Here is a 24,065-nt window from a genome sequence, read left to right on the forward strand (position 1 = left end):
TGCTTATGCATTAGGGTGGCCTTGGTGTAAAATGTGCGTCGGGTCGCAGCATAAGCGCCGATAAGAATAAGCATTACCAGACAAAAATAAAGGTGCAAAACCGCTTCACGGTGATGCATTTATACATATCCTGAAACATTATAAATAATGATGATACGAAGCATTTTTTTCGGTCTCCACACCAGAATAAACACCGCATCACACCGCTTCCTTCCCCCTCCCGCCAGTCTGTACAGAGGAGGTGCGCAATGAACTGGGACGACGCCCGATTTTTTCTCGCCGTTGCGCGCTGCGGCACGCTACGCAAAGCCGCCAGCCAGCTGAATGTCGATCAGGCGACCGTCGGCCGACGGCTCTCCGCTTTCGAAGATGCGCTCGGCTCCAAGCTGTTTATCCGCACGCCGAAATCCTTCGGCCTCAGCCCGCTGGGGGAGGAAATGCTGGCGGACGTGATGAAGATGGAAAATGCGGTGCAGGCGATCAACCGTAAAGCCGCCAGCGGTGACGAAAGCCTGTGCGGCAACGTGCGCATCGCCACCACCGATACCCTGGCCGAAGCCTTCGTGATGCCTGCGCTGCAAGATCTGCGGGAACGCTATCCGGCCATCACCGTCACGCTGCTGACGGCGGTCAACATCGCCGATATTTCTTACCACGGCGCAGATCTGGCGATCCGCGGCGCCCGTCCCGATGACGATGAGCTGATCATCAAACGGTTAGCCACCATCGAAATGGGCCTGTATGCCACTCAGCACTACTTGGCGCGGCGCGGCATGCCGGTCAAGGGCGAGCAGTTGCGCGGCCACGATCTGCTGATGTTCCCGCGCGAGCTGGTGCCGCGCCACTGGAACAATTTCTGCGGCGAGGCCCTGCACGAGCCCAACGTCGTGCTGCAATGCAATTCGCAGCTGCTGCTGCGTTCCGCCACCCGCAGCGGGCTGGGCATCGGCCTGCTCTCCGCTTTTTTGGCGGACAAAGACCCGGAACTGGTGCGTCTGTTCCCGGAGAACAAAGACTGGGTGGATATCTGGCTGGTGCTGCATCCCGATTTGCAACGCGCCGCCCGCGTGCGCGCGGTGGTGCAGGCGCTGGAAACGTCATTTAGCGCCCATTACGGCTGAGTGCCGGCGCATGAAAAGGTAGCGCTAAGCATCACGCCTCTTTCTTCGGCAAGGTTGAGATAATAAGATATAAAGCTTATTATCTAATCATCGCACAGGACGTGCGTTCGGCCCGAGGGAACCATGGCAAAGATTAGCTGGTCACGCAAAGCACTTAAACAATTGATGACGCTGCCTGCTCAGAACCGGTTGGCCATTGCGGCAAAGGTTGAAGAATTAGGCGCTTTCCCTGCGGTCCGACTGGACATTAAAAAACTGCACGATGCTGATAACCAGTACCGCCTGCGCGTAGGAAACTACCGCATCATTTTTGAGATCGTCGATGAAGAACCTATTGTGTGTCTGATTCAGCAGGTAAAACGCAGAACATCGACAACTTATTGAAAGTCAGAGGTATGCCGAATGGCGAAGCTGCAGTATATCCATGATGACTCAGGCAAACCGCTCTATGTGGTTTTACCGCTTGATGAATACAAAAAGCTGGTGAGCCAGCGAAATGACGACGAGTCTATTCCCTATCGCGCCGATGAGCATGATGATGAAACCGTACCTCATGAAGTCGTTTCCATCATGCTGAATCAAGACGTCAGCTTGATTGCCGCCTGGCGGATTTTCCGTGGCCTCTCACAATACGATGTGGCGGAGAAATTGGGCACAACACAATCTGCCGTTTCCCAATGGGAAGCGCCGCACTCAAAACCACAAAAGAAAACCCGGGAAAAGCTGGCTGCACTCTATCGCTGCCAACCCGCACAAATGATCTTGTAAGCCCTTTTCCCGCCGATAAAAAAAGGCCGCCGAAGCGACCTTTTTACTGTCTGAAGCGTTATCAGAACGTCGGCTGCGCCATCTGCACCAGCGAAATCAGCGGCTGCGGATAAACACCCAACAGCAGCACCAGCGCGGCGGAGATCAGCACCACGACGCCACCGGCGGTCAACGCCCAGTTGTTCGGGGTGTCGCGCTGCAGCGATTCCGGTGCGCTGAGGAACAGGCTGACGGTCACGCGCAGGTAGTAGTACAGACCGATGGCGCTGCCTACCACGACTGCGCCGGTCAGCCACCACAGGTGTGCGCTGACGCCCATCGCGATCACGAAGAACTTACCGATAAAGCCCAGCGTCATCGGAATACCGGCCAGCGACAGCATCATCACCGTCATCACCGCGGACAAGATTGGCTTATGCCAGAACAGACCGCGGTAAGAGAACAGCGAATCCGCATCCGGGCCGCGGTACGGGCTGGACATCAGGCTGACCACGCCGAAGGCGCCCAGGCTGCTGAACAGGTAACCGGCCAGGTAAACGCCGGCGGTTTCCAGCGACAGCTGATGCGTTTGCACCGCAATCAGCGCCACCAGCAGGTAGCCCAGGTGAGCGATCGACGAGTAGCCCAGCAGACGCTTGATGTTGGTCTGGCTGATGGCCATCAGGTTGCCGAACAAGATAGAGCAGAACGCGATGATCGACAGCACCATGCGCAGCGCTTCGTTGTCGGCGGCCGGGGCATACAGGAACAGACGCATCACGACCGCGAAGATTGCGATCTTGCTGGCGGTCGCCAGGAAGGTCGAGACCGGCGCAGGCGCGCCCTGATACACGTCCGGCGTCCACAGTTGGAACGGCACCAGCGACAGCTTGAAGCCCAGACCGACGATCATCATGCCCATACCGGCCAGGATCAGCGGCTGGTGCATCATGTTTTCCTGCAGGCTCTTGCCGAGGCCGGCCAGCGACAGATCGCCGGACTCGGCATACAGCAGCGCCATGCCGAACAGCAGGAACGACGACGCGGCGGCGGACAGCAGCATGTACTTGATGGCGGCTTCCAGCGGGCGCTTCTGGCGGTAGGCGTAGCCCACCAGGCCGAACAGCGGCAGCGAGATCAGCTCGATACCGATGAACAGCGAAGCCAGATGGTTGGCGCTCGCCAGCAGGATGCCGCCCAGGGCGGCGATCAGCACCAGCAGGTAGAACTCTTCGCGGTTATCCGGATAGCCGACCAGCCACGGATAGGCGAAGGTGCAGGTCGCCAGACTCGCCAGCAGCACCAGCCCGGTGTAGAACATCGAGTAGCCGTCAACCCGCAGCAGCGGGGTGACGTCCATTGGGCCTGCCTGGCCGACAAAGTACAGCGAAAGCAGCGCCAGGTTGAGACCGATCACGGTCAGGGTGGCGTTGATAAAGTGGTCGCGTCGCCACGCAATGCCTAGCATCACAACCACCACCGTCAATCCGACGATCAACAGCGGCAGCAGTGCGATCAGTTGTTGAGGAGTTATTGTCATGGCGAATTACGGCCTTGTTGTTGAAATTGCTGAAACTGACGAACCAAACCAGTGTTGCACGTTGCTCATCGCCGCGTTGGAAGTATCCAGAATCGGCTGCGGGTAAACCCCCAGCAGAACCAGCAACACCACCAGCAGCAGAATGATGAACAGTTCGCGCGCGGTCATGCCCTGCAGCGGCTGGTCTGACTTAGGCGCACCGTAGTAAGCGCGCTGCATCATGATCAGCGAGTAAACCGAAGCGAACACCAGACCGAAGGTGGAGATCACGGTGATCACCGGCACCACCTGGTAGCTGCCGAACAGAATCATGAATTCGCCGACGAAGTTACCGGTGCCCGGCATCCCCAGCGTAGCCACGGCGAAGAACAGCGACAGCGCGGGGATGAACTTGATACGCCCCCACAGGCCGCCCATCTGACGCATGTCGCGGGTGTGCAGACGTTCATACAGCTGGCCGCAGATGATAAACATACCGGCGGCGGACAGACCGTGCGCGATCATCTGGATCACGGCGCCCTGGTAAGCCAGCTGGCTGCCGGTGTAGATGGCGATCAGCACGAAGCCCATGTGCGAGACCGAGGTGTAAGCGATAAGACGCTTGATGTCGGTCTGCGCGAACGCCATCCAGGCGCCGTAGAAGATACCGACCACGCCCAGCCACATGGCGATTGGCGCGAACTCGTGTGAAGCCTCAGGGAACAGCGGCAGGCTGAAACGCAGCAGGCCGTAGGCCGCGGTTTTCAGCAAGATGCCCGCCAGGTCGACGGAACCTGCAGTCGGCGCCTGGCTGTGCGCGTCCGGCAACCAGCCGTGCAGCGGCACCACCGGCATTTTCACCGCGAAGGCGATGAAGAAGCCCAGCATCAGCAGATATTGCACGTTGTGGGACATCGGCGTTTGCAGCAGGTCTTCGTAATCGAAGGTCCACACGCCGGTGGCGTTGTAGTGCACGAACACCAGGCCCAGGATCGCAATCAGCATCACCAGACCGCTGGCCTGGGTGTAGATGAAGAACTTGGTCGCTGCGGTGATGCGGGTTTTACCGTCCGACGCCTTGTGGCCCCACAGCGCGATCAGGAAGTACATCGGCACCAACATCATTTCCCAGAAGAAGAAGAACAGGAACATGTCGATGGCGAGGAACACGCCGATAACGCCGCCCAGGATCCACAGCAGGTTAAGGTGGAAGAAGCCCTGATACTTCTGGATTTCACGCCAGGAACAGAGGATCGCCAGCACGCCCAGCAGACCGGTCAACACCACCATCAGCAGTGACAGACCGTCCAGCGCCAGGTGGATGGAGATGCCGAAGCGCGGGATCCACGGCAGCAGGAATTCGCTCTGCCACTGCGGAATGCCTTTCGGCGTGGTCAATGTATAGCCGCCCTGCATCCACAGCTGCAGAGAGAGCGCCAACGTCAGCCCCATTGCGATCAGCGCTATCCAGCGCGGCACCTTAGTACCGAAGCGCTCAAGCTGCCAACACAGCAGACCGCCGATAAAGGGGATAAGAATTAGCCAAGGTAATAGCATGGCGTTTTGTGTCCCTTATACGAATAATTTCAAACTTTGTACGTAGCGCCTGCCCGGCGCTACGCCCGAAAAATGCGTCTGTTTAAATTATTCAATTAAACCAGAATCAACAGAGCCAATACGACCACTGCACCCACACCCATAGACGCTATATACCAACGCACCTGGCCGTTCTCGCTCACCGTCAGACCGCGGTTCCCCCAGCGGGAGAAGACGGCCGGCAGGTTCATCAGCGAGTTCAGCGGATCGCGTTGCAGCAGCTTCGCAATGCCCAGGTACGGCTTGACGAACACTTTGTCATACAGCCAGTCGAAGCCCCAGGCATGGAACCACCAGGTCGAGAAGAAACGCCCCGGCGCGCTGTTGGCAATGCTGTTGACCAGGCTGCGTTTGCCCAGCCACAGCGCGGCCGCCAGCAGAATGCCGACGATAGCCACCACGCCGGAGGTGATTTCAAGCGTCAGCACGCTGCCGTGCGCCAGTTCGGTCGTCTCCGGCAGCACACCCTGCAACGGCGGCACGATCATCGCGCCGACGAAGGTGGACAGCACCAGCAGAACCAGCAGCGGCAGGTGGTGAGTGATGCCTTTACCGGCATGCGCTTTGATTTTCTCTTCGCCATGGAACACGATGAAAATCATACGGAAGGTGTACAGCGAGGTCATGAACGCACCGACCAGGCCGGCAACCATCAGGTTGATGTGGCCGTTGGCCATCGCGCCCGCCAGGATCTCGTCCTTACTGAAGAAGCCCGCCGTGACCAGCGGCAACGCAGACAGCGCCGCGCCACCTACCAGGAAGCAGACGTACACCAGCGGGATGCTCTTGCGCAGGCCGCCCATCTTGAAGATGTTTTGCTCGTGGTGGCAAGCCAGGATCACCGAACCGGACGACAGGAACAGCAGCGCCTTGAAGAACGCGTGAGTCATCAGGTGGAAGATCGCCGCGTCCCATGCCTGCACGCCCAGCGCCAGGAACATGTAACCGATCTGGCTCATGGTGGAGTAAGCGAGCACGCGCTTGATGTCGGTCTGCACCAGCGCGGCGAAGCCGGCCAGCAGCAGAGTGACCGCACCGACGATGCCCACCAGATGCAGCACTTCCGGCGCCATCAGGAACAGGCCGTGCGTGCGGGCGATCAGGTAGACGCCTGCGGTCACCATGGTCGCCGCGTGGATAAGTGCGGAAACCGGGGTTGGGCCCGCCATCGCGTCCGCCAGCCAGGTTTGCAACGGCAGCTGCGCCGATTTACCGACCGCGCCGCCCAGCAGCATCAGCGTCGCCCAGGTGATGGCCGTATCGCCCACCGCCAGTTTCTGCGGCGCCAGGATCATCAGCTCGCGGATGTTCAGCGTGCCCAGCTCGTTGTAGAGGATGAACAGCGCGAACGCCAGGAACACGTCGCCCACGCGGGTGACGATAAAGGCTTTCATCGCCGCCGCGCCGTTGGCCGGATCTTTGTAGTAGAAGCCGATCAACAGGTAGCTGCACAGGCCCACGCCTTCCCAACCCAGATACATCAGCAGCAGGTTGTCCGCCAGCACCAAGACCACCATGCTGGCGATAAACAGGTTGGTGTAGGCGAAGAAGCGCGAATAGCCCTCTTCACCGCGCATGTACCAGGAAGCGAACATGTGGATGAAGAAGCCGACGCCGGTGACCACCGACAGCATGGTCAGCGACAGGCCGTCCAGCACCAGTGTCACGCCGATATTGAAGTTGCCGACGGCCATCCAGGTCCACAGGCTTTGCTCGAACAGCTGCACGCCGGCGGCTTTCTGGGCGAAGAAATCCATCGCCACATACACCGTGACCAGCGCAGCCAGGCCGATAGAGCCCACGCCGACGGTGGCCGCCGTGTTCTCAGACCAGCGACCGCGGGAAAATGCCAACAGCAGGAACCCGATCAGCGGTAGCAGAATTGTTAAATATAATAGGTTCATCCGCGCATCTCACTGACAGTATCAATATTCAGGGTATGACGACGACGGTAGAGCTGCAGCAGCAGCGCCAGGCCGATACTGGCCTCGGCTGCCGCCAGGCTGATCGCCAGGATGTACATCACCTGCCCGTCCGCCTGGCCCCAGTAGCTTCCCGCCACGATAAACGCCAACGCCGCAGCGTTGATCATCACTTCCAGGCTGATCAGCATAAACAGCAGGTTGCGGCGCACCAGCAGCCCGGTCAACCCGAGCACAAACAGGATAGCCGCCAGGATCAGGCCGTGTTGAAGAGGGATCATGCTTGCTCCTCCGATTTTCTTCTCGCCATTTCGCCACCCACCGGCACGTTGCTCAGCACCTCGCCAGGCTTGTGCTCGCGGCCGATATGGAAGGCGACAACCAGACCCGCCAACAGCAGCATTGAAGCCAGCTCAACCGCCAATACGTAAGGCCCGAACAGGCTGATGCCCACCGCCTTCGCGTCAACCATCTCACCGCTGATGCCCTGATCGGATACGCTGCGGATCGCAACGATCAATACCACCAGCAGCGCCAGTGACAGCAGGCCAGGCCCGATCCACACCGTCGGCTTCATCCAGTCGCGCTCTTGCTGCTGCACGTTGCCGAGGTTCAGCATCATCACCACGAACACGAACAGCACCATGATGGCGCCCGCATAAACGATGATTTCCAATGCGGCGGCAAAGTAGGCGCCGAGAGAGAAGAAGACTGCCGAGATCGCCAATAACGAGACGATCAGATACAGCAGCGCATGCACAGGGTTGGTATGGGTGATCACGCGAATCGTCGCGGCCACCGCAATCAAACCTGCCAGATAAAATGCAATTTCCATGCTTGCTGGCTCCTTAGGGCAACAGACCTTTGACGTCGATCGGTTTGGCTTCGTTTTCGGCTTCGCCTTTGGCTTTGCCGTCAATCGCCATACCGGCCATCCGGTAGAAGTTATATTCCGGATATTTACCCGGCCCCGAGATCAACAGATCTTCTTTTTCGTACACCAGATCCTGACGCTTGTACTCGCCCAGTTCGAAATCCGGCGTCAGCTGGATAGCGGTAGTCGGGCAAGCCTCTTCGCACAGGCCGCAGAAGATGCAGCGCGAGAAGTTGATGCGGAAGAACTCCGGATACCAACGGCCGTCTTTCTGTTCTGCCTTTTGCAGCGAGATACAGCCGACCGGGCAGGCAACCGCACACAGGTTACAGGCGACGCAGCGCTCTTCGCCGTCCGGATCGCGCGTCAGCACGATGCGGCCGCGGTAGCGTGGCGGCAGGTACACCGGTTCTTCCGGATACATCTGGGTTTCGCGCTTGGCGAAGGCATGCATGCCAATCATCCAAATGCTGCGCATCTGGGTGCCGAAACCAACCACTAACTCTTTCAATGTCATGGTTTATTCACCCCTTATTGAGCGTTGTACAAAATGACCGCGGCGGTTGCCAGCAGGTTCAGCAGCGTCAGCGGCAGGCACACTTTCCAGCCGAAGGACATCACCTGGTCATAACGCGGACGCGGCAGCGCGGCGCGGATCAGGATGAACATCATCATGAAGAAGGCCGTTTTCAACGCGAACCAGATGAATGGCGGCAGGAACGGACCCTGCCAGCCGCCGAAGAACAACGTCACAATCAGGGCGGACACGGTGACGATACCGATGTATTCCCCCACGAAGAACAGACCGAACTTCATGCCGGAATATTCGATGTGGTAACCGTCGGCCAGTTCCTGCTCGGCTTCCGGCTGGTCAAATGGGTGACGGTGACACACCGCCACACCGGCGATCGCGAAGGTCACGAAGCCGAAGAACTGCGGAATGACGTTCCAGACGTGCGCCTGAGATTCAACGATAGCCTGCATGTTGAACGAATCCGCCTGCATCACCACGCCCATCAGCGACAGGCCGATGAACACTTCGTAGCTCAGGGTTTGCGCGGAGGCGCGCATCGCGCCCAACAGCGAGTATTTGTTGTTGCTCGACCATCCGGCGAACAGCACGGCGTACACCGCCAGGCCGGCCATCATCAGGAAGAACAGAATACCGATGTTGAGATCGGACACCGCCCAGGTCGGGCTGACCGGCACGATGGCAAATGCCAGCAACAGGGAAGTAAAGGCGATCATCGGCGCCAGGGTGAAGATCACCCGGTCGGAGAATCTCGGCACCCAGTCTTCCTTGAAGAACATTTTGATCATGTCGGCGACCAGCTGCAGCGAGCCGCCCCAGCCTACGCGGTTCGGTCCGTAGCGGTTCTGGAACAGGCCGAGCAGGCGGCGTTCGCCGAAGCTCATGAATGCCCCGCACGCCACGACCACCAACAGGATCACGACCGCTTTAAGAATGGCGATCAAGATGTCGATCACCTCAGGGGTAAACCAGCTCATCGTGCCGCCTCCTGCAGATTGTCTACCTTAGCACCCACCAAGATCGGCGGGATCCCTGGCAAGCCGAGCGGCAAACCAACCTGGCCCTGGGTCAGGGTTTCACTCAGACGCACCGGCAGACGCAGAGTCTGGCCCGCGCAGCTGAACTCCACCAGGCTGCCCGCATTAACGCCAAGCGTCGCCGCATCGGCCGGGTTGACCATCACGTAGGCTTCCGGCATACGCTGCTGGATCACGTGAGAGCGCTGCGACATTTCATCGCTGCCGAACAGGTGGTAGTAAGGCGCGACACGCCAGCCGTCGTTCGGATTGAACGCGGCAGGCACGCGGTCGAAGTAACCGAGGCTGCCCTCCCCCGCTTCGATCAGGCGCACGCCCGGATCGCCATGGCGCAGTTTGCCGCCCACTTCGGCCTGGAACTTGTTCCATGCCTGCGGTGAGTTCCAGCCTGGCGCCCAGGCGAACGGGATCTGCTGACGATCGGCCAGCGGGCTGTTGTTCCCTTCCATCGAGAAGGCGAACATGGTGTCTTTATCCTGCGGCTGACGCGGCTCGTGCACGCTGATGTTGGCGCGCATGGCGGTACGGCCGCTGGAACGGTGCGGCGAACGCGCCAGCTTCTGACCGCGAATGCGGAACGTCGCGTCCGGCGCGGCATCGACGATGCCCTGCAGCTGCGGCAACGCGGCGACGCAAGCGGCGATCACGTCATCGAGCTGGGTCCAGTCCACGTGGCGGCTGGTGTAGGTGGAGTGCAGCGAGTGCATCCAGCGCCAGCTTTCCAGCATCACGGTGAACTGATTCTTCTTGGCGTCGTCGTAGTAAGCCGGATCGTATACCTGGAAGAAGCGCTGCGCGCGGCCTTCCTGGTTGATCAGCGTACCGTCGCTCTCGGCGAAGCTGGCCGAGGAGAGGATCAGATTGGCTTTGTCCATGATCGCGGTGCGCTGGTGGTCGGCGACGATCAGGTTATTGACCTTGGCCAACGCCGCGTCCACCTGCGCCGCCGGCGCATGGCGATAGAGATCGTTTTCCATCACGATGGCGGTGTCGGCTGCGCCGCTCGCCAGCTGTTCCAGCGCCTGATCGAGCGAACCGCCGCCGATCATCGCCAGGCCCATGCTGTTGGCTGCGCCCGCCACGAAGGTGATGCCGACGTCGGAACCGCGGCCCTTCAACGCTTTGGCGATGTTGGCCGCCGCTTCGATGATGGCTTCGCTGCCGGCGTTGCTGCCGGTCACGATCAGCGGTTTGCGTGCGCCGGTCAGCGCCTGCACGATGATGTCGACTTTCTTGTTCAGGCCTTCAGCCAGATCGTTCACCGCCGGCGCTGCGCTATCCAGCGCGTGAGCGATGGCGAAGCCGAAGCGCGCCTGCTCGTCTACCGGCGCGCGGTAGTTCCAGGCGGCGATGTCATCCAGACGAGTGTTGTCGACGTTGGTGGTGAACAACGGATACTTGGCGTGTTGGCCGATATTCTGCACCGCCGCGATCTGCCAGTCGGCCACGCGTTGCGCCGCCGCCATCGCGCGGGCTTTGCCCTTGACGGCCTGACGCACGGACAGCGCGATGCGCGCGCCGGTTTGCGTCAGGTCTTCGCCCAGCACCAGCACCGCGTCGTAATCTTCGATCTCACGCAGCGCCGGCGTATGGACGCCGCCGTTTTTCAGCACGTTCAGCATCAGCGCCAGGCGTGATTGCTCCGCCTGAGCGATACCGGTGTAGTAGTTCTCGGCGCCGACCAGCTCGCGCAGTGCGAAGTTGCTTTCCAGGCTGGCGCGCGGGGAGCCGATGCCGATGGTTTTCTTCGCCTGACGCAGGATGTCCGCCGCGCCCTGCATCGCCTGCTCGGCGTTCAGGGTGATCCAGTCGTCGCCGCGCAGCTGCTGCGGTTGACGCGGACGATCTTTCTGGTTGACGTAGCCGTAACCGAAACGGCCGCGGTCGCACAGGAAGTAGTGGTTCACGCTGCCGTTGTAACGGTTTTCGATACGGCGCAGCTCACCATAGCGCTCGCCCGGGCTGGTGTTACAGCCGATGCTGCACTGCTGGCAAATGCTCGGCGCGAACTGCATGTCCCATTTACGGTTGTAACGCTCGGAGTGCGTTTTGTCGGTGAAGACGCCGGTCGGGCACACTTCCACCAGGTTGCCGGAGAACTCGCTTTCCAGCGTGCCGCTTTCCGGGCGACCGAAGTAGACGTTGTCGTGCGCGCCGTACACGCCGAAGTCGGTGCCGTCCGCATAGTCTTTGTAGTAACGCACGCAGCGATAGCAGGCGATGCAGCGGTTCATCTCGTGCGAAATAAACGGCCCCAGTTCCTGATTGTTGTGGGTGCGCTTGGTGAAGCGGTAGCGACGGAAGCTGTGGCCGGTCATTACCGTCATATCCTGCAGGTGACAGTTACCGCCTTCCTCACACACCGGGCAATCGTGCGGGTGGTTGGTCATCAACCACTCAACCACGCTTTCACGGAACTGCTTCGCTTCGCCGTCATCGATAGAGATAAAGGTGCCATCGGATGCCGGGGTCATACAGGACATCACCAAACGGCCGCGCGTATCTTCCGCGTTTTGGTATTGCTTTACCGCACATTGGCGGCAAGCGCCGACGCTTCCCAGCGCCGGATGCCAGCAAAAGTAAGGAATATCAAGGCCGAGGGAGAGACAAGCCTGCAGCAGGTTGTCCGCCCCGTCTACCTCATACTCTTTGCCGTCTACATGAATCGTAGCCATAGTCAGCATGCTTCCAAGTGGCCTGCCTTGCGGCAGGCGTTAATCAAAAATTCTGGCCGTGTTCGGGCGAATTCGGCTTACCAGCGCTGCTTCAGCAGATTGTTCGGCTGAATGCCGCCAATCGCATGGGCGTTGCCGAAGTGCTGCACGGCGATACCCGCCTCGAACTCTTCACGGAAATATTTAATCGCGCTTTGCAGTGGCTCTACGGCACCTGGCGCGTGGGCGCAGAAGGTTTTGCCCGGGCCGAGGGAACGGCACAGCTGTTCGAGGGTTTCAATATCCCCCGGCTGCCCTTCGCCGTTTTCCAACGCACGCAGGATCTTCACGCTCCACGGCAGGCCGTCGCGGCATGGCGTACACCAGCCGCAGGACTCGCGGGCGAAGAACTCTTCCAGGTTGCGCACCAGCGGCACCATGCCGATTTCGTGGTCTACCGCCATCGCCAGCGCGGTGCCGAGACGGCTGCCGGCTTTACCGATCGCGCCGTATTCCATCGGCAGGTCGAGGTGATCGGCGGTCAGGAAGTCGGTGCCCGCGCCGCCCGGCTGCCAGGCTTTGAAGCGCAGACCGTCGCGCATGCCGCCGGCGTAGTCTTCCAGGATTTCACGCGCGGTGGTGCCGAACGGCAGCTCCCAGACGCCCGGGTTTTTCACCCGGCCGGAGAAGCCCATCAGCTTGGTGCCTTTGTCTTCACTGCCGGAGATGCCGGTGTACCACTCCACGCCGTTCGCCAGAATGGCCGGCACGTTGCACAACGTTTCGACGTTGTTGACGCAGGTCGGCTTGCCCCACACGCCGGCGCTGGCCGGGAATGGCGGCTTGGAGCGCGGGTTGGCGCGGCGGCCTTCCAGCGAGTTGATCAGCGCGGTTTCTTCGCCGCAGATGTAACGGCCGGCGCCGGTGTGCACGATCAGCTCGAAATCAAACCCGGTGCCGAGAATGTTCTTGCCCAGATAGCCGGCTTCGGTGGCTTCCGCGATGGCGCGACGCAGATGCGCCGCCGCTTCGATGTACTCACCGCGCAGGAAGATGTAGCCACGGTAGGCTTTCAGCGCGAACGCGGAGATCAGCATGCCTTCCACCAACAGGTGCGGCAGCTGTTCCATCAGCAGGCGGTCTTTATAGGTGCCCGGTTCCATCTCATCGGCGTTACACAGCAGGTAACGGATGTTCATGGATTCGTCCTTCGGCATCAGGCTCCACTTCAAACCGGTGGAGAAGCCCGCGCCGCCGCGGCCCTTCAGCCCGGAATCTTTCACCAGGCTGACGATCTCGTCGGGCGCCAGGCCCTTCAGGGCCTTTTCCGCACCGGCATAGCCGTTTTTGCTGCGATATTCGTCCAGCCACAGCGGCTGCTTGTCATCGCGCAGACGCCAGGTCAGCGGATGCGTTTCGGGAGTGCGTACAATGTGCTTGGTCATTGATACTGCTCCAGTAGCGTCTCGATATCTTCAGGCTTCAGCTGACTGTGAGTGTCCTCATCAATCATCATGGTCGGCCCTTTATCGCAGTTACCCAGACAGCAGGTCGGCAACAGCGTGAAGCGGCCATCAAAGGTGGTTTGACCCGGCTTGATGTTCAGCTTCTTCTCGATAGCGGCCTGAATGCCCTGGTAACCGGTGATGTGACAAACAACGCTGTCACAATAACGGATCACGTGACGTCCTACTGGCTGACGGAAAATCTGGCTGTAGAACGTGGCCACGCCTTCTACGTCGCTGGCGGGGATGCCCAGCACTTCCGCGATGGCGTAAATCGCACCGTCCGGAACCCAACCGCGCTGCTTCTGCACAATTTTCAGTGCTTCGATGGAAGCGGCGCGCGGATCCTCGTAATGGTGCTTTTCGTGCTCGATCGCATCACGTTCTTCCGCGCTCAGTACAAATGCATCAACGCCGCTCTGAGGAGCGGCTGCGTTGATGGGCTCGAGCGCATCATTGACTGCGTGATTGTCTTTTTGATCATGCATAGTTAGCGGTCCACATCTGACATTACAAAATCGATACTACCCAGATAGACGATCAGGTCGGAAACCAGGCTGCCACGGATGACCGATGGGATCTGCTGCAGGTGCGCAAAGCTCGGCGTACGTACCCGGGTGCGGTAGCTCATGGTGCTGCCGTCGCTGGTCAGGTAGTAGCTGTTGATCCCTTTGGTGGCTTCAATCATCTGGAATGATTCGTTGGCTGGCATCACCGGGCCCCAGGAAACCTGCAGGAAGTGGGTGATCAGCGTTTCAATGTGCTGCAGCGTGCGCTCTTTCGGCGGCGGCGTAGTCAGCGGGTGATCGGCCTTGAACGGGCCTTCCGGCATGTTGTTCAGGCACTGTTCGAGGATGCGCAGGCTCTGGCGCAGCTCTTCCACCTTTAGCATCACGCGGGTGTAGCAGTCGCTGGTGCCGTCGCCGACCGGCACTTCGAAGTCGAAGTTCTCGTAGCCGGAGTACGGGCGCCATTTACGCACGTCGAACTCAACGCCGGTCGCGCGCAGGCCGGCGCCGGTCACGCCCCACTCCAGCGCTTCTTTGGCGTTATAAGACGCGACGCCGATGGAGCGGCCTTTCAGGATGCTGTTCTTCAGCGCCGCTTTCACGTAGGAGTCCAGACGCTTCGGCATCCAGTCGAGGAATTCACGCAGCAGGCGATCCCAACCGCGCGGCAGATCGTGCGCGACGCCGCCGATGCGGAACCAGGCCGGGTGCATACGGAAGCCGGTGATCGCTTCCACCAGATCGTAGATCTTCTGACGGTCGGTAAAGGCGAAGAACACCGGGGTCATCGCGCCGACGTCCTGAATGAAGGTGGAGATGTACAGCAGGTGGCTGTTGATGCGGAACAGTTCGGACAGCATCACGCGGATGGTGTCGACGCGCTCAGGCACCTTGATGCCGGCCAGCTTTTCAACCGCCAACACGTAAGGCATTTCGTTCACGCAGCCGCCGAGGTACTCGATGCGGTCGGTGTACGGGATGTAGCTGTGCCAGGATTGACGCTCGCCCATCTTCTCGGCGCCGCGGTGGTGATAGCCGATATCCGGCACGCAGTCGACGATCTCTTCGCCGTCCAGCTGCAGAATGATGCGGAACGCACCGTGCGCGGACGGGTGGTTCGGGCCGAGGTTGAGGAACATGAAGTCTTCGTTCTCGGTGCCGCGCTTCATGCCCCAGTCTTCCGGCTTGAAGGTCAGCGCTTCCATCTCCAGATCTTCTTTCTGCTTGGTCAGCACGAAAGGATCGAATTCGGTGGCGCGCGCCGGGTAGTCCTTACGCAGCGGGTGCCCTTCCCAGGTCTGCGGCATCATGATGCGCGACAGGTGCGGGTGGCCGTCGAAGGTGATGCCGAACATTTCCCAGGTTTCGCGCTCGTACCAGTTGGCGTTCGGGAACACCTTGGTCGCCGTCGGCACGTGCAGGTCTTTTTCAGACAGCGCCACCTTCAGCATGATGTCGCGGTTGCGCTCGATGGAGATCAGATGGTAGAAAACGGAGAAATCCGCAGCGGGCAGGCCGTCGCGGTGGGTGCGAAGACGTTCGTCCACGCCATGCAGATCGAACAGCATGACATACGGCTTCGGCTGTTTTCTCAGGAACGTCATTACTTCCAGTAACTGGTCAGGTTTAACCCATACCACGGGCATGCCGGTGCGGGTGGCCTGAACAGTAAAGGCTTCCGGCCCAAAACGGTTGCGCAGTTCGCCGATCACCGGGTCGTCAAGGTGATCTCGGGTCTGCCAGGCAGGCAAGGCGTCGTGCGTCGTCAAATCTGTCATAATTTTTTTTCACCACACTAAAGGGTTATTCGCCGCAAGTTTCACTTTTCGCTGTGTTAACCAATAGCGCACTAAGATGGACGTTAAATGAACGTCTTAAATCTCGTCAGGCGTCCGGAGGTTGGTCACCGCGATGCGCTCGCCGTGTTTACGCTCTCTTTCAGACTGCATATTGGCGCGGTAAACGCCCTGATCGCCGACAACCCACGACAGCGGGCGACGTTCTTTGCCGATGGATTCCTGCAACAGCATCAGCGCTTGCATGTAGGCTTCCGGACGCGGTGGGCAGCCGGGAATGTACACGTCGACCGGCAGGAACTTGTCCACGCCCTGCACCACGGAATAGATGTCGTACATGCCGCCGGAGTTGGCGCAGGCGCCCATCGAAATCACCCATTTCGGTTCCAGCATCTGCTCGTACAGGCGCTGGATGACCGGAGCCATCTTGGTGAAGCAGGTGCCGGCCACCACCATCAGGTCAGCCTGACGCGGGGAGGCGCGCAACACTTCCGCACCGAAACGCGCCACGTCGTGAACGGCGGTAAACGACGTCACCATCTCCACGTAACAGCACGAAAGGCCGAAGTTATACGGCCAAATAGAGTTTTTACGCCCCCAGTTCACCATGTCATGCAGCGCATGTTCGAGTTTACCCATGTAAACCGTGCGGTGAACCTGTTGTTCCAGGGGATCGGCGACGATCTCCTGTTTTTGCAGGGGATAACGGTCGTTCTCACCGTTCGGGTCTATGCGGGTGAGCGTATAGTCCATCTTAATGCCTCGCTGTTACTGCGGATGACTGTTGGTGTTAGTGATCGTGCTCGGTTTGCTGCGGCGTTGGGAACGCGCCGGAGTCCAATCCAACGCGCCGATGCGCACCAGATAAACCAGACCGGCCAATAGCACCAAAATGAAAATGGCGGCTTCGATAAAGCCCACCCAGCCGCTCTCGCGAATCGAGACCGACCAGGCATACAGGTATAAGGCTTCAACGTCGAAAATAACGAAGAACATGGCCACCAGGTAGAACTTGGCGGACAAGCGCATGCGCGCCGTGCCGACCGAGTCGATGCCTGATTCAAACGGGGTGTGTTTGGCGCGCGCCCGGGCTCTCCCGCCCAAGAAGAACGCACCCAGCAGCATTAAGCCGCAAAGCCCGATAGCCACGACGAGAAATACGGCGAGCGCCCAGTGATGAGCGATAACTTCAGTGGTTGTTGACATACTCTATGCTTACTCATCAAAAGTGGCGTCGATCGCACTGCTCTTGTCACCGGCAGTTAGTGCGCCACATCGATTTAAGGGAAGGATAAATAACCACACAAACAAACTGCTTTTACAGCGAGTTAGGCAGCGTTTTTCTGTGGGCTTTTTACTCCTTTCTATAACCTTTTGTCAACTTTGACAAAAGTATCTACACACTAGTTTACATACGTATCATTTGATTAACATTTGATGCGCCAGGGACAGGCTAAATCGTGTCAGTTAATTTTTGTGTAGAAACAGATAGATATAAACCAACATGCACATTTCAGTTTTACTATACCATTGTCTCAGGAATTCCCTGTTCTTCCACTCACTACCTAGGGGTATTTTTTTGATCCAGGACACGTTTTCAGCATAAATCCTCAAAAAAAGTGTGGCCCTTTAACAATTTTCCTCAAATTAAGCCGCAAAAACGGCCGCCATAAGCTAACAAAATAACCCTGCTATTACCATGCCTTTAACTCATTCAATCTTATTGTTCAAAAAATAAACCCAGCATCTTAAACCCGGTCAAATTCTCTTTTCAGCAACGCTTAAAAGTTAATAAAACAGGAAACTCATAACAAAATCACACTTAAACCTCTATAACAGTAGAAATCATTAAAAAACGGCCAAAAAAAACCTCCGCCGAAGCAGAGGTTTTTCATCAGATATCACGCCGCGGCGTTATTCTTCTTCGTCCACCAGGCTGGCATCATCCTGATCGCCCTGGAGACCGGCTTCCGCGCCGTTGAAGCCATAGCCGTCATTGCCGCCCTGCATCGCGCTGAAGATGGCCATTGCCAGTTCGTTGCTGCACTGCGCGTTTTTGCACAGCGCATACTGGGTATCCGGCAGCGGCGGCAAACCTTCCACCGCGCCCAGCACCCGCAGATCGGGGCTCATCATCTCGATCGGCCGCGCGGTCACGCCCAGGCCGGCCTTACAGGCCGCCCGCACCGCAGACAGCGTGGAGGCGACGTAGGCGATACGCCACGGGATACCGGCTTCGTCCAACTGTTTGATCGCCAGCGCGCGGAACGGGCTTGGTTCATCCATCACCACCAGCGGGATAGGTTCGCCGGCCTGATAGTGGTAATCGGCAGCGCAGTACCACAGCGTCGGCGACGTGCGCAGCACGATGTGCGGGTGCCCGGCCGGATCGGCCGTGGTCACCGCCAGATCGATCTCACCCTCTTCCAGCAGATCGACCATCGTCGTGCTGCGCTTTACGCGCACGTCAATGGCCAGCTTCGGATAGATGGCGGTCACACGGTTCAACAGGAAAGGCAGAATGGTATCGGCGGTGTCGTCGGAAGCGCCGATGGTCAGAACACCTTTAATATTGTTGTACATCAGCGAGGTACAGGCTTCGTCGTTAAAGCGCAGGATCTTCCTGGCATAACCGAGAAGCTGAATACCATGCTCAGTCAGGAGTTTGTTGCGCCCATGGCGGGCAAACAGTTCTTTGCCGACCAGTTGCTCTAATCGCTGCATTTGTTGGCTGACGGCTGATTGCGTACGGCAAACGGCAACAGCCGCCGCCGCGAAGGTATTCAAATCAGCAACCGCAACAAAGGTTCTTAGCAGATCGAGGTCGAGATTAAGTATCGGACGATTTGCAGTTGTCATAGTGTATTCTTCACTTTTTTAAATTCTAATTTACGAACTACTACCCTGGTGTGTTTCTCAGACGCCGTTGAAAAGGACGGAGCCTGTTATGACAGTACCCCACTCATAAGTGGAGGGCAAAAAAATTACTTATGATTCGTTACCTCTATCGCCTTTTAAAATGCGATCTATCGATGGTGCTTATAGAACGCGGGAGACTGAATACCGGTGGAAAGGGAAAACCCCCACCGAACCTGAGATTTTACTCATTGATACCGCCTAATTTCCACTCCATTCGTGCTACTGAGAATCCTTATCAACCGGCGTTCAGACTGCATTACAGAGTAAGAAAAATAAATAATTAACGGCACCAACTTCGTGTTATCACTCAATGAATTTAATAAATTCAATCAGTAAGATTTTTACTTTAAATAATAATCCTATAACCACATAAACAATGCTTAAGCTGAAATATAAAGTAAAGCTAATGTAAATATGCCATTTTCTTAGTGTGGTGCGCTAACCGGCAACCCGCTATCAGACAACTCCGGTATTATCGTTCCTTTACAGTTTATTGAAGCCCATTCTCACTTTCGGCTTATCATTTCACTGCTACCGGCCGCGATCGCCGGCACGTCTCGTTTATCGACACGCAATTTCACAGAACAAAACCCTAGTAAAATTATAGTTCATGAAATTATGAACCACAAAATAACTTTACCTTTGCTTATCATAACTAAAATCCCCCGTTACGACATGCATTTGCACCAAAGGCGTGCAAAACCCTTCAAAAGCAACTACGCCAGGAGTACATTGGGCGGGTTGCGGCGTCCCACGGTAGGAGCGCCCCTATCCCAGCAAAAGGCTCAACTTTTTATGTCCCCCATTGAGAAATCCAGCAAACTGGACAACGTCTGCTATGACATTCGCGGCCCGGTGCTTAAAGAAGCTAAACGTCTTGAAGAAGAAGGCAACAAAGTCCTGAAACTGAACATCGGCAACCCTGCCCCGTTCGGCTTCGACGCCCCGGACGAAATCCTGGTCGACGTGATCCGCAATCTGCCCACGGCGCAAGGTTACTCCGACTCCAAGGGCCTCTTCTCGGCGCGTAAAGCGATCATGCAGCACTATCAGGCGCGCAACATGCGTGACGTGACCGTTGAGGATATCTACATTGGCAACGGCGTCTCCGAGCTGATCGTTCAATCCATGCAGGCGCTGCTCAACAGCGGCGACGAAATGCTGGTGCCGGCGCCGGACTATCCGCTGTGGACCGCCGCGGTCTCGCTGTCCGGCGGCAAGGCCGTACATTACCTGTGCGATGAGCAGGCCGGCTGGTTCCCGGATCTGGACGACATCATCAGCAAGATCACCCCGCGCACCCGCGGCATCGTGATCATCAACCCGAACAACCCGACCGGCGCGGTGTACAGCAAAGCGCTGCTGGAGCAGATCGTCGAGATCGCCCGCCAACACAACCTGATCATCTTCGCCGACGAAATCTACGACAAGATCCTGTATGACGAAGCGGAGCATCATTCAATCGCTGCGCTGGCGCCGGATCTGTTGACCGTGACCTTCAACGGCCTGTCGAAAACCTACCGCGTGGCGGGCTTCCGTCAAGGCTGGATGGTGCTGAACGGGCCGAAGAAGCACGCCAAAGGCTATATCGAAGGGCTGGAGATGCTGGCTTCGATGCGCCTGTGCGCCAACGTGCCGATGCAGCACGCCATTCAGACCGCGCTGGGCGGTTATCAAAGTATCAGCGAATTCATTCAGCCCGGCGGCCGTCTGTACGAACAGCGCAACCGCACCTGGGAACTGCTCAACGACATTCCGGGCGTCTCATGCGTGAAGCCGCAGGGCGCGCTGTATATGTTCCCGCGCATCGATGCCAAACGCTTCAATATCCATGACGACCAGAAACTGGTGCTGGATCTGCTGCTGCAGGAAAAAGTGCTGCTGGTGCAGGGGACCGCATTCAACTGGCCCTACCCGGATCACGTGCGTATCGTCACCCTGCCGCGCGTAGACGAGCTGGAAATGGCGGTCGGCAAGCTGGGCCGTTTCCTTGAAGGCTACCATCAGTAATCGCCTGGGGCGCAGCGCCTTGCTGCGCCCTTCTCTCATTGCCCGGTTGCAAAATTCGCCGTCACTGCTTCACAATGGGGCCCTCACTTGCCGTTAAAGAGAGCACCATGAGCCAGAGCCATTTCTTCGCCCATCTGTCCCGCCTGAAACTGATCAACCGCTGGCCACTGATGCGCAACGTGCGTACCGAGAACGTCTCCGAACACAGTCTGCAGGTGGCCTTTGTCGCCCACGCGTTGGCGGTGATCAAGAACCGCAAATTCAACGGCAATCTCAACGCCGACCGCGTTGCCCTGCTGGCGATGTACCACGACGCCAGCGAAGTGATCACCGGCGACATGCCGACGCCGATCAAGTACTACAATCCGCAGATCGCCCACGAGTACAAGAAGATCGAGAAGATCGCCCAGCAAAAGCTGCTGGACATGATCCCCGCTGAGCTGCGCAACGATTTCCGCACCATTCTCGATGAGCACTACTACAGCGAAGATGAAAAGCAGGTGGTGAAGCAGGCGGACGCACTGTGCGCCTATCTGAAATGCCTGGAGGAGCTGTCCGCCGGCAACAACGAATTCACCCTGGCCAAGGCGCGGCTGGATAAAACCCTGGAGCAGCGCCGCAGCCCGGAAATGGACTACTTCATGGAGGTGTTCATTCCCAGCTTCAGCCTGTCGCTGGACGAAATCAGCCTCGACAGCTCGCTGTAACCCCGCCGGCGCAGCCTCGCTGCGCCGTTAAAAACCGTAGAGCCACGGCACCACAATCACGCTGACCGCCATCACCAACAGGGTGAACGGCACGCCGAGCCGCACGAAATCGCCGAACTTGTAATTGCCCGGCCCCAGCACCAGCGTATTGACCGGTGAAGAGACCGGCGTCATAAAGGCGGCGGACGCGGCGACGGCGATAATCATCGCGAACGGGTATGGCGATACCCCCATTTCGCGCGCGGCGGCAATGGCGATCGGCGCCATCAGCACCGCCGTCGCGGTGTTGGAAATAAACAGGCCGATGGTGGCGCACAAGACGAACAGGCACAGCAGCATCACGCGCGGCCCCGCGCCGCCGGCGACGTCCATCAGCCCGCTGACAATCAGATCCACCCCGCCGGTCTTTTGCAGCGCCTGCGCGAACGGCATCATGCCGACAATCAAAATAATGCTCGGCCAATGGATCGATTTATAGGCGCTCTCCATATCGATGCAGCGGAACTTGCCCATCAGCAAGCAGGCGATCAGCGCCGCGATTGGGTTGGGGATTTCGTCGGTCAGCATCATCGCCACCATCAGCGCCAGACAAAACAGCGCGTGCGGCGCCTGCGTGATGGCCGGCGCCACTTCGTCCACCTCGGCCGGCAGATTGAGCACGATAAAGTCGTGGGTTTTGGCCTGCAGCTGACGAATCGCCTTCCAGTCGCCGATCACCAGCAAGATGTCGCCCAGTTCCAGCGGCTCGTCCACCAACTTGCCGCCCAGCGTCTCGCCGTGGCGGCGGATGCCCACCACGTTCAGATCGTAGCGGCTGCGGAACGCCGCTTCGCGCAGGCTTTTGCCCAGCAGCGCCGAGTCCGGGATCAGCGAGACCTCCGCCATGCCGACGTTGCGCGACTGTTCAGAGAAGTAATCACCGCGCAGCACCATCGGCTCCAGCCGCTGTTCGCCGCAGAATTCGCGCAGATCGACCTGGCTGTCCGACATGTCGATCAAGAGGACGTCGCCCTCGCGCAGCTCGGTGCTGCCGGAGGCGCTGACCATCACCCGCCGGAAGCGTTTCCAGCGCTCGATGCCCACCACGTTGGCGCCATAGCGCGCGCGCAGGTGCAGCTCGTCCAGCGAACGCCCGATCAGCGGCGAAGCGCTGCGGACAGCCAACCGCCGCGCACGGCCGGTCAGCTTATAATCGCGGATCAGGTCACGGAAGGTGCGGCGCTGCCAGTCGTCGCCGGCTTTGCCCGTGTCACTGCTGCCCAGCCAACGGCGGGCGATCAGCATGTAGCCGACGCCCAGCGCCAGCACCGCCAGGCCGATCGGCGTCACGCTGAAGAAACCGAAACCATGGATGCCTTCGCGCACCAGTTCGCTGTTGACCACCATGTTGGGCGGCGTGGCCACCAGCGTCATCATGCCGCTGATAAGCCCGGCGAAACTGAGCGGCATCATCAGCCGCCCCGGCGCGATCTTCATTCTCGCCGTCACGCTGAGCACCACCGGGATAAAGATCGCCACCACGCCGGTCGAGCTCATAAATGCCCCCAGCCCGGCGACCGTCACCATCAGCAGCATCAACATTTTGGTTTCGCTGCTGCCGGCGACTTTGACCAGCCAATCGCCCACCTGATAAGCCACGCCGGTGCGCACCAGCCCTTCGCCGATCACGAACAGCGCGGCGATCAAAATCACGTTGGGATCGCTGAAACCGACCGTCGCCTCCTGCAGGCTGAGCGTGCCGCTCAGCACGAAAGCGATGATCACCAACAGCGCCACCACGTCCATACGCAGCTTGTTGGTGGTAAACAGCACGATGGCAATCAGCAGTAAACTCAGCACCCACAGTAATTCGCTGTTCAAAACGGCCTCATCCGGCAAATGTCCAAGGGCCTAAAAAATAGCATAAAAAAACCCCGCCGAGGCGGGGTCTAATCAATTAGGGTGAAGATAATGCCGCTCAGGCCAGCCGGCGAACGATCGCGCCCTGCGCCGTTTTATCGACGGCGATCTGCGCCAGCGAATCCAGCCGCAGGTCGACCTGCTCCAGCTTCGGCGCATCGGCCGGGGCGTTGACCGCAATCACCTGGCAACCCGCCGCCAGGCCGGAGAGAATGCCGGCCGGTGCGTCTTCGACCACCACGCACTCGTGCGGCGCCAACCCCAGGCGCTCGGCGCCCAGCAGATAGGCGTCGGGCTGCGGCTTGCCATGTTTAACCTGCTCAGCGGTGATGAACACCGCCGGCTGCGGCAAACCGCCGGCCCGGCGGCGAGCGCCGGCCACCGGCACCGAACCGGAGGTGACGATCGCCCAAGGGATGCCGAGCGAGTTCAGGCGCTCCAGCAACGCAATGGCGCCAGGCAGCGCGCGAACGCCGTCGGTATCCTGCGCTTCCACCTGCTCCAGCAATTGGAATTCACGCTGAATTTCCGCTTCGCTTTCACCCGGCATAAAGTGGCGCAGAGAAGTAATGGCCTGTTTACCGTGAATGAAGTCCAGCACCGCTTGCGGGTCGACGCCGCGGCGCTCGGCCCAGTGCGTCCAGGCGCGCTCTACCGCCGGCAGCGAATCCACCAGGGTGCCATCAAGATCGAACAGAAAACCCTTACACTCCACAGA

At 58.8% G+C, this 24,065-nt stretch carries 21 protein-coding genes; 5 read left to right on the top strand and 16 right to left on the bottom strand.

Annotated elements, in window-relative coordinates; translation table 11 throughout:
• Positions 1-248 precede the first annotated feature (248 nt).
• The 3 genes from WFM45_RS12835 (at position 249) to WFM45_RS12845 (ending at position 1,889) form a co-directional block, all read left to right on the top strand.
• Complete coding sequence (locus WFM45_RS12835; protein ID WP_336955936.1) at positions 249-1,121, top strand: LysR family transcriptional regulator; 873 nt, start codon at positions 249-251, stop codon at positions 1,119-1,121.
• A 123-nt stretch (positions 1,122-1,244) separates the two neighbouring features.
• A complete protein-coding gene (locus WFM45_RS12840) occupies positions 1,245-1,505 on the top strand; it encodes a type II toxin-antitoxin system RelE family toxin (RefSeq protein ID WP_085337386.1) in 261 nt (86 codons plus the stop codon).
• Positions 1,506-1,523: 18 nt separating this feature from the next.
• Complete coding sequence (locus tag WFM45_RS12845) at positions 1,524-1,889, top strand: helix-turn-helix domain-containing protein (RefSeq protein WP_103085514.1); 366 nt, start codon at positions 1,524-1,526, stop codon at positions 1,887-1,889.
• 61 nt (positions 1,890-1,950) lie between these two features.
• Here the strand turns inward: WFM45_RS12845 and nuoN are convergent, their stop codons facing one another.
• The 14 genes from nuoN to lrhA all read right to left on the bottom strand — a co-directional run bounded on the left by nuoN (position 1,951) and on the right by lrhA (position 18,671).
• Entirely contained in the window at positions 1,951-3,408 is a 1,458-nt protein-coding gene (nuoN, locus tag WFM45_RS12850) for an NADH-quinone oxidoreductase subunit NuoN (protein WP_004936000.1), read from the bottom strand.
• Positions 3,409-3,414: 6 nt separating this feature from the next.
• Positions 3,415-4,944 (bottom strand): NADH-quinone oxidoreductase subunit M, encoded by a 1,530-nt coding sequence (nuoM, locus tag WFM45_RS12855; protein WP_004936002.1) that lies wholly within the window; start codon positions 4,942-4,944, stop codon positions 3,415-3,417.
• A gap of 95 nt (positions 4,945-5,039) precedes the next feature.
• Positions 5,040-6,887: an NADH-quinone oxidoreductase subunit L gene (gene nuoL, locus WFM45_RS12860; RefSeq protein WP_015378577.1), complete on the bottom strand. Its 1,848-nt coding sequence runs from the start codon at positions 6,885-6,887 to the stop codon at positions 5,040-5,042.
• A complete protein-coding gene (nuoK, locus tag WFM45_RS12865) occupies positions 6,884-7,186 on the bottom strand; it encodes an NADH-quinone oxidoreductase subunit NuoK (RefSeq protein WP_004936014.1) in 303 nt (100 codons plus the stop codon). Before nuoK ends, nuoL begins: the two co-directional genes overlap by 4 nt.
• Positions 7,183-7,740: an NADH-quinone oxidoreductase subunit J gene (gene nuoJ, locus WFM45_RS12870; protein WP_336955940.1), complete on the bottom strand. Its 558-nt coding sequence runs from the start codon at positions 7,738-7,740 to the stop codon at positions 7,183-7,185. Before nuoJ ends, nuoK begins: the two co-directional genes overlap by 4 nt.
• 13 nt (positions 7,741-7,753) lie before the next feature.
• On the bottom strand, positions 7,754-8,296 hold the full coding sequence (nuoI, locus tag WFM45_RS12875; protein WP_004936019.1) for an NADH-quinone oxidoreductase subunit NuoI: 543 nt from the start codon (positions 8,294-8,296) through the stop codon (positions 7,754-7,756).
• Between the two features lie 14 nt (positions 8,297-8,310).
• A complete protein-coding gene (gene nuoH / locus WFM45_RS12880) occupies positions 8,311-9,288 on the bottom strand; it encodes an NADH-quinone oxidoreductase subunit NuoH (RefSeq protein WP_004936022.1) in 978 nt (325 codons plus the stop codon).
• The gene (nuoG, locus tag WFM45_RS12885; RefSeq protein ID WP_336955943.1) at positions 9,285-12,023 is read right to left on the bottom strand and encodes an NADH-quinone oxidoreductase subunit NuoG; all 2,739 of its coding nucleotides are present in this window, start codon (positions 12,021-12,023) and stop codon (positions 9,285-9,287) included. The genes nuoH and nuoG overlap by 4 nt, the downstream gene beginning before the upstream one ends.
• A gap of 77 nt (positions 12,024-12,100) precedes the next feature.
• Positions 12,101-13,447 carry an NADH-quinone oxidoreductase subunit NuoF gene (gene nuoF, locus WFM45_RS12890; RefSeq protein WP_004936030.1) on the bottom strand — a complete coding sequence of 449 codons (1,347 nt, stop codon included), beginning with the start codon at positions 13,445-13,447 and terminating at the stop codon, positions 12,101-12,103.
• Positions 13,444-13,995: an NADH-quinone oxidoreductase subunit NuoE gene (gene nuoE / locus WFM45_RS12895; RefSeq protein WP_004936034.1), complete on the bottom strand. Its 552-nt coding sequence runs from the start codon at positions 13,993-13,995 to the stop codon at positions 13,444-13,446. The genes nuoF and nuoE overlap by 4 nt, the downstream gene beginning before the upstream one ends.
• Before the next feature lie 2 nt (positions 13,996-13,997).
• The gene (gene nuoC, locus WFM45_RS12900; RefSeq protein WP_004936036.1) at positions 13,998-15,794 is read right to left on the bottom strand and encodes an NADH-quinone oxidoreductase subunit C/D; all 1,797 of its coding nucleotides are present in this window, start codon (positions 15,792-15,794) and stop codon (positions 13,998-14,000) included.
• A 96-nt stretch (positions 15,795-15,890) separates the two neighbouring features.
• On the bottom strand, positions 15,891-16,565 hold the full coding sequence (locus WFM45_RS12905) for a NuoB/complex I 20 kDa subunit family protein (RefSeq protein WP_004936039.1): 675 nt from the start codon (positions 16,563-16,565) through the stop codon (positions 15,891-15,893).
• Positions 16,566-16,580: 15 nt separating this feature from the next.
• A complete protein-coding gene (nuoA, locus tag WFM45_RS12910) occupies positions 16,581-17,018 on the bottom strand; it encodes an NADH-quinone oxidoreductase subunit NuoA (protein WP_004936040.1) in 438 nt (145 codons plus the stop codon).
• Positions 17,019-17,726: 708 nt separating this feature from the next.
• The gene (gene lrhA / locus WFM45_RS12915) at positions 17,727-18,671 is read right to left on the bottom strand and encodes a transcriptional regulator LrhA (RefSeq protein ID WP_004936045.1); all 945 of its coding nucleotides are present in this window, start codon (positions 18,669-18,671) and stop codon (positions 17,727-17,729) included.
• Positions 18,672-19,526: 855 nt separating this feature from the next.
• Between lrhA and WFM45_RS12920 the strand changes: the two genes are divergently transcribed.
• Positions 19,527-20,741: a pyridoxal phosphate-dependent aminotransferase gene (locus tag WFM45_RS12920; protein WP_004936047.1), complete on the top strand. Its 1,215-nt coding sequence runs from the start codon at positions 19,527-19,529 to the stop codon at positions 20,739-20,741.
• A 107-nt stretch (positions 20,742-20,848) separates the two neighbouring features.
• The gene (gene yfbR / locus WFM45_RS12925; RefSeq protein WP_015378582.1) at positions 20,849-21,448 is read left to right on the top strand and encodes a 5'-deoxynucleotidase; all 600 of its coding nucleotides are present in this window, start codon (positions 20,849-20,851) and stop codon (positions 21,446-21,448) included.
• Positions 21,449-21,475: 27 nt separating this feature from the next.
• Here yfbR and WFM45_RS12930 read toward each other — a convergent pair whose 3' ends face one another.
• Together WFM45_RS12930 and WFM45_RS12935 are read right to left on the bottom strand one after the other, a co-directional pair.
• A complete protein-coding gene (locus tag WFM45_RS12930; protein WP_071796811.1) occupies positions 21,476-23,326 on the bottom strand; it encodes an SLC13 family permease in 1,851 nt (616 codons plus the stop codon).
• Positions 23,327-23,405: 79 nt separating this feature from the next.
• Positions 23,406-24,062 carry a sugar phosphatase gene (locus WFM45_RS12935; protein WP_033632505.1) on the bottom strand — a complete coding sequence of 219 codons (657 nt, stop codon included), beginning with the start codon at positions 24,060-24,062 and terminating at the stop codon, positions 23,406-23,408.
• Positions 24,063-24,065: the final 3 nt, after the last annotated feature.

It is taken from the genome of Serratia sp. KG1D, assembly GCF_037150675.1.
In the GTDB taxonomy this organism is placed as follows: Bacteria; Pseudomonadota; Gammaproteobacteria; order Enterobacterales; family Enterobacteriaceae; genus Serratia; species Serratia nematodiphila.

Coding starts and splice junctions, on each gene's coding strand:
- nuoH (WP_004936022.1), bottom strand. CDS start 9,288: ATGAGCTGGTTTACCCCTGAGGTGATCGACATCTTGATCGCCATTCTT.
- nuoK (WP_004936014.1), bottom strand. CDS start 7,186: ATGATCCCTCTTCAACACGGCCTGATCCTGGCGGCTATCCTGTTTGTG.
- nuoE (WP_004936034.1), bottom strand. CDS start 13,995: ATGCATGATCAAAAAGACAATCACGCAGTCAATGATGCGCTCGAGCCC.
- lrhA (WP_004936045.1), bottom strand. CDS start 18,671: ATGACAACTGCAAATCGTCCGATACTTAATCTCGACCTCGATCTGCTA.
- nuoG (WP_336955943.1), bottom strand. CDS start 12,023: ATGGCTACGATTCATGTAGACGGCAAAGAGTATGAGGTAGACGGGGCG.
- WFM45_RS12840 (WP_085337386.1), top strand. CDS start 1,245: ATGGCAAAGATTAGCTGGTCACGCAAAGCACTTAAACAATTGATGACG.
- yfbR (WP_015378582.1), top strand. CDS start 20,849: ATGAGCCAGAGCCATTTCTTCGCCCATCTGTCCCGCCTGAAACTGATC.
- nuoC (WP_004936036.1), bottom strand. CDS start 15,794: ATGACAGATTTGACGACGCACGACGCCTTGCCTGCCTGGCAGACCCGA.
- nuoI (WP_004936019.1), bottom strand. CDS start 8,296: ATGACATTGAAAGAGTTAGTGGTTGGTTTCGGCACCCAGATGCGCAGC.
- nuoM (WP_004936002.1), bottom strand. CDS start 4,944: ATGCTATTACCTTGGCTAATTCTTATCCCCTTTATCGGCGGTCTGCTG.
- nuoL (WP_015378577.1), bottom strand. CDS start 6,887: ATGAACCTATTATATTTAACAATTCTGCTACCGCTGATCGGGTTCCTG.
- WFM45_RS12835 (WP_336955936.1), top strand. CDS start 249: ATGAACTGGGACGACGCCCGATTTTTTCTCGCCGTTGCGCGCTGCGGC.
- nuoF (WP_004936030.1), bottom strand. CDS start 13,447: ATGACCAAGCACATTGTACGCACTCCCGAAACGCATCCGCTGACCTGG.
- WFM45_RS12845 (WP_103085514.1), top strand. CDS start 1,524: ATGGCGAAGCTGCAGTATATCCATGATGACTCAGGCAAACCGCTCTAT.
- WFM45_RS12920 (WP_004936047.1), top strand. CDS start 19,527: ATGTCCCCCATTGAGAAATCCAGCAAACTGGACAACGTCTGCTATGAC.
- nuoJ (WP_336955940.1), bottom strand. CDS start 7,740: ATGGAAATTGCATTTTATCTGGCAGGTTTGATTGCGGTGGCCGCGACG.
- nuoN (WP_004936000.1), bottom strand. CDS start 3,408: ATGACAATAACTCCTCAACAACTGATCGCACTGCTGCCGCTGTTGATC.
- nuoA (WP_004936040.1), bottom strand. CDS start 17,018: ATGTCAACAACCACTGAAGTTATCGCTCATCACTGGGCGCTCGCCGTA.
- WFM45_RS12905 (WP_004936039.1), bottom strand. CDS start 16,565: ATGGACTATACGCTCACCCGCATAGACCCGAACGGTGAGAACGACCGT.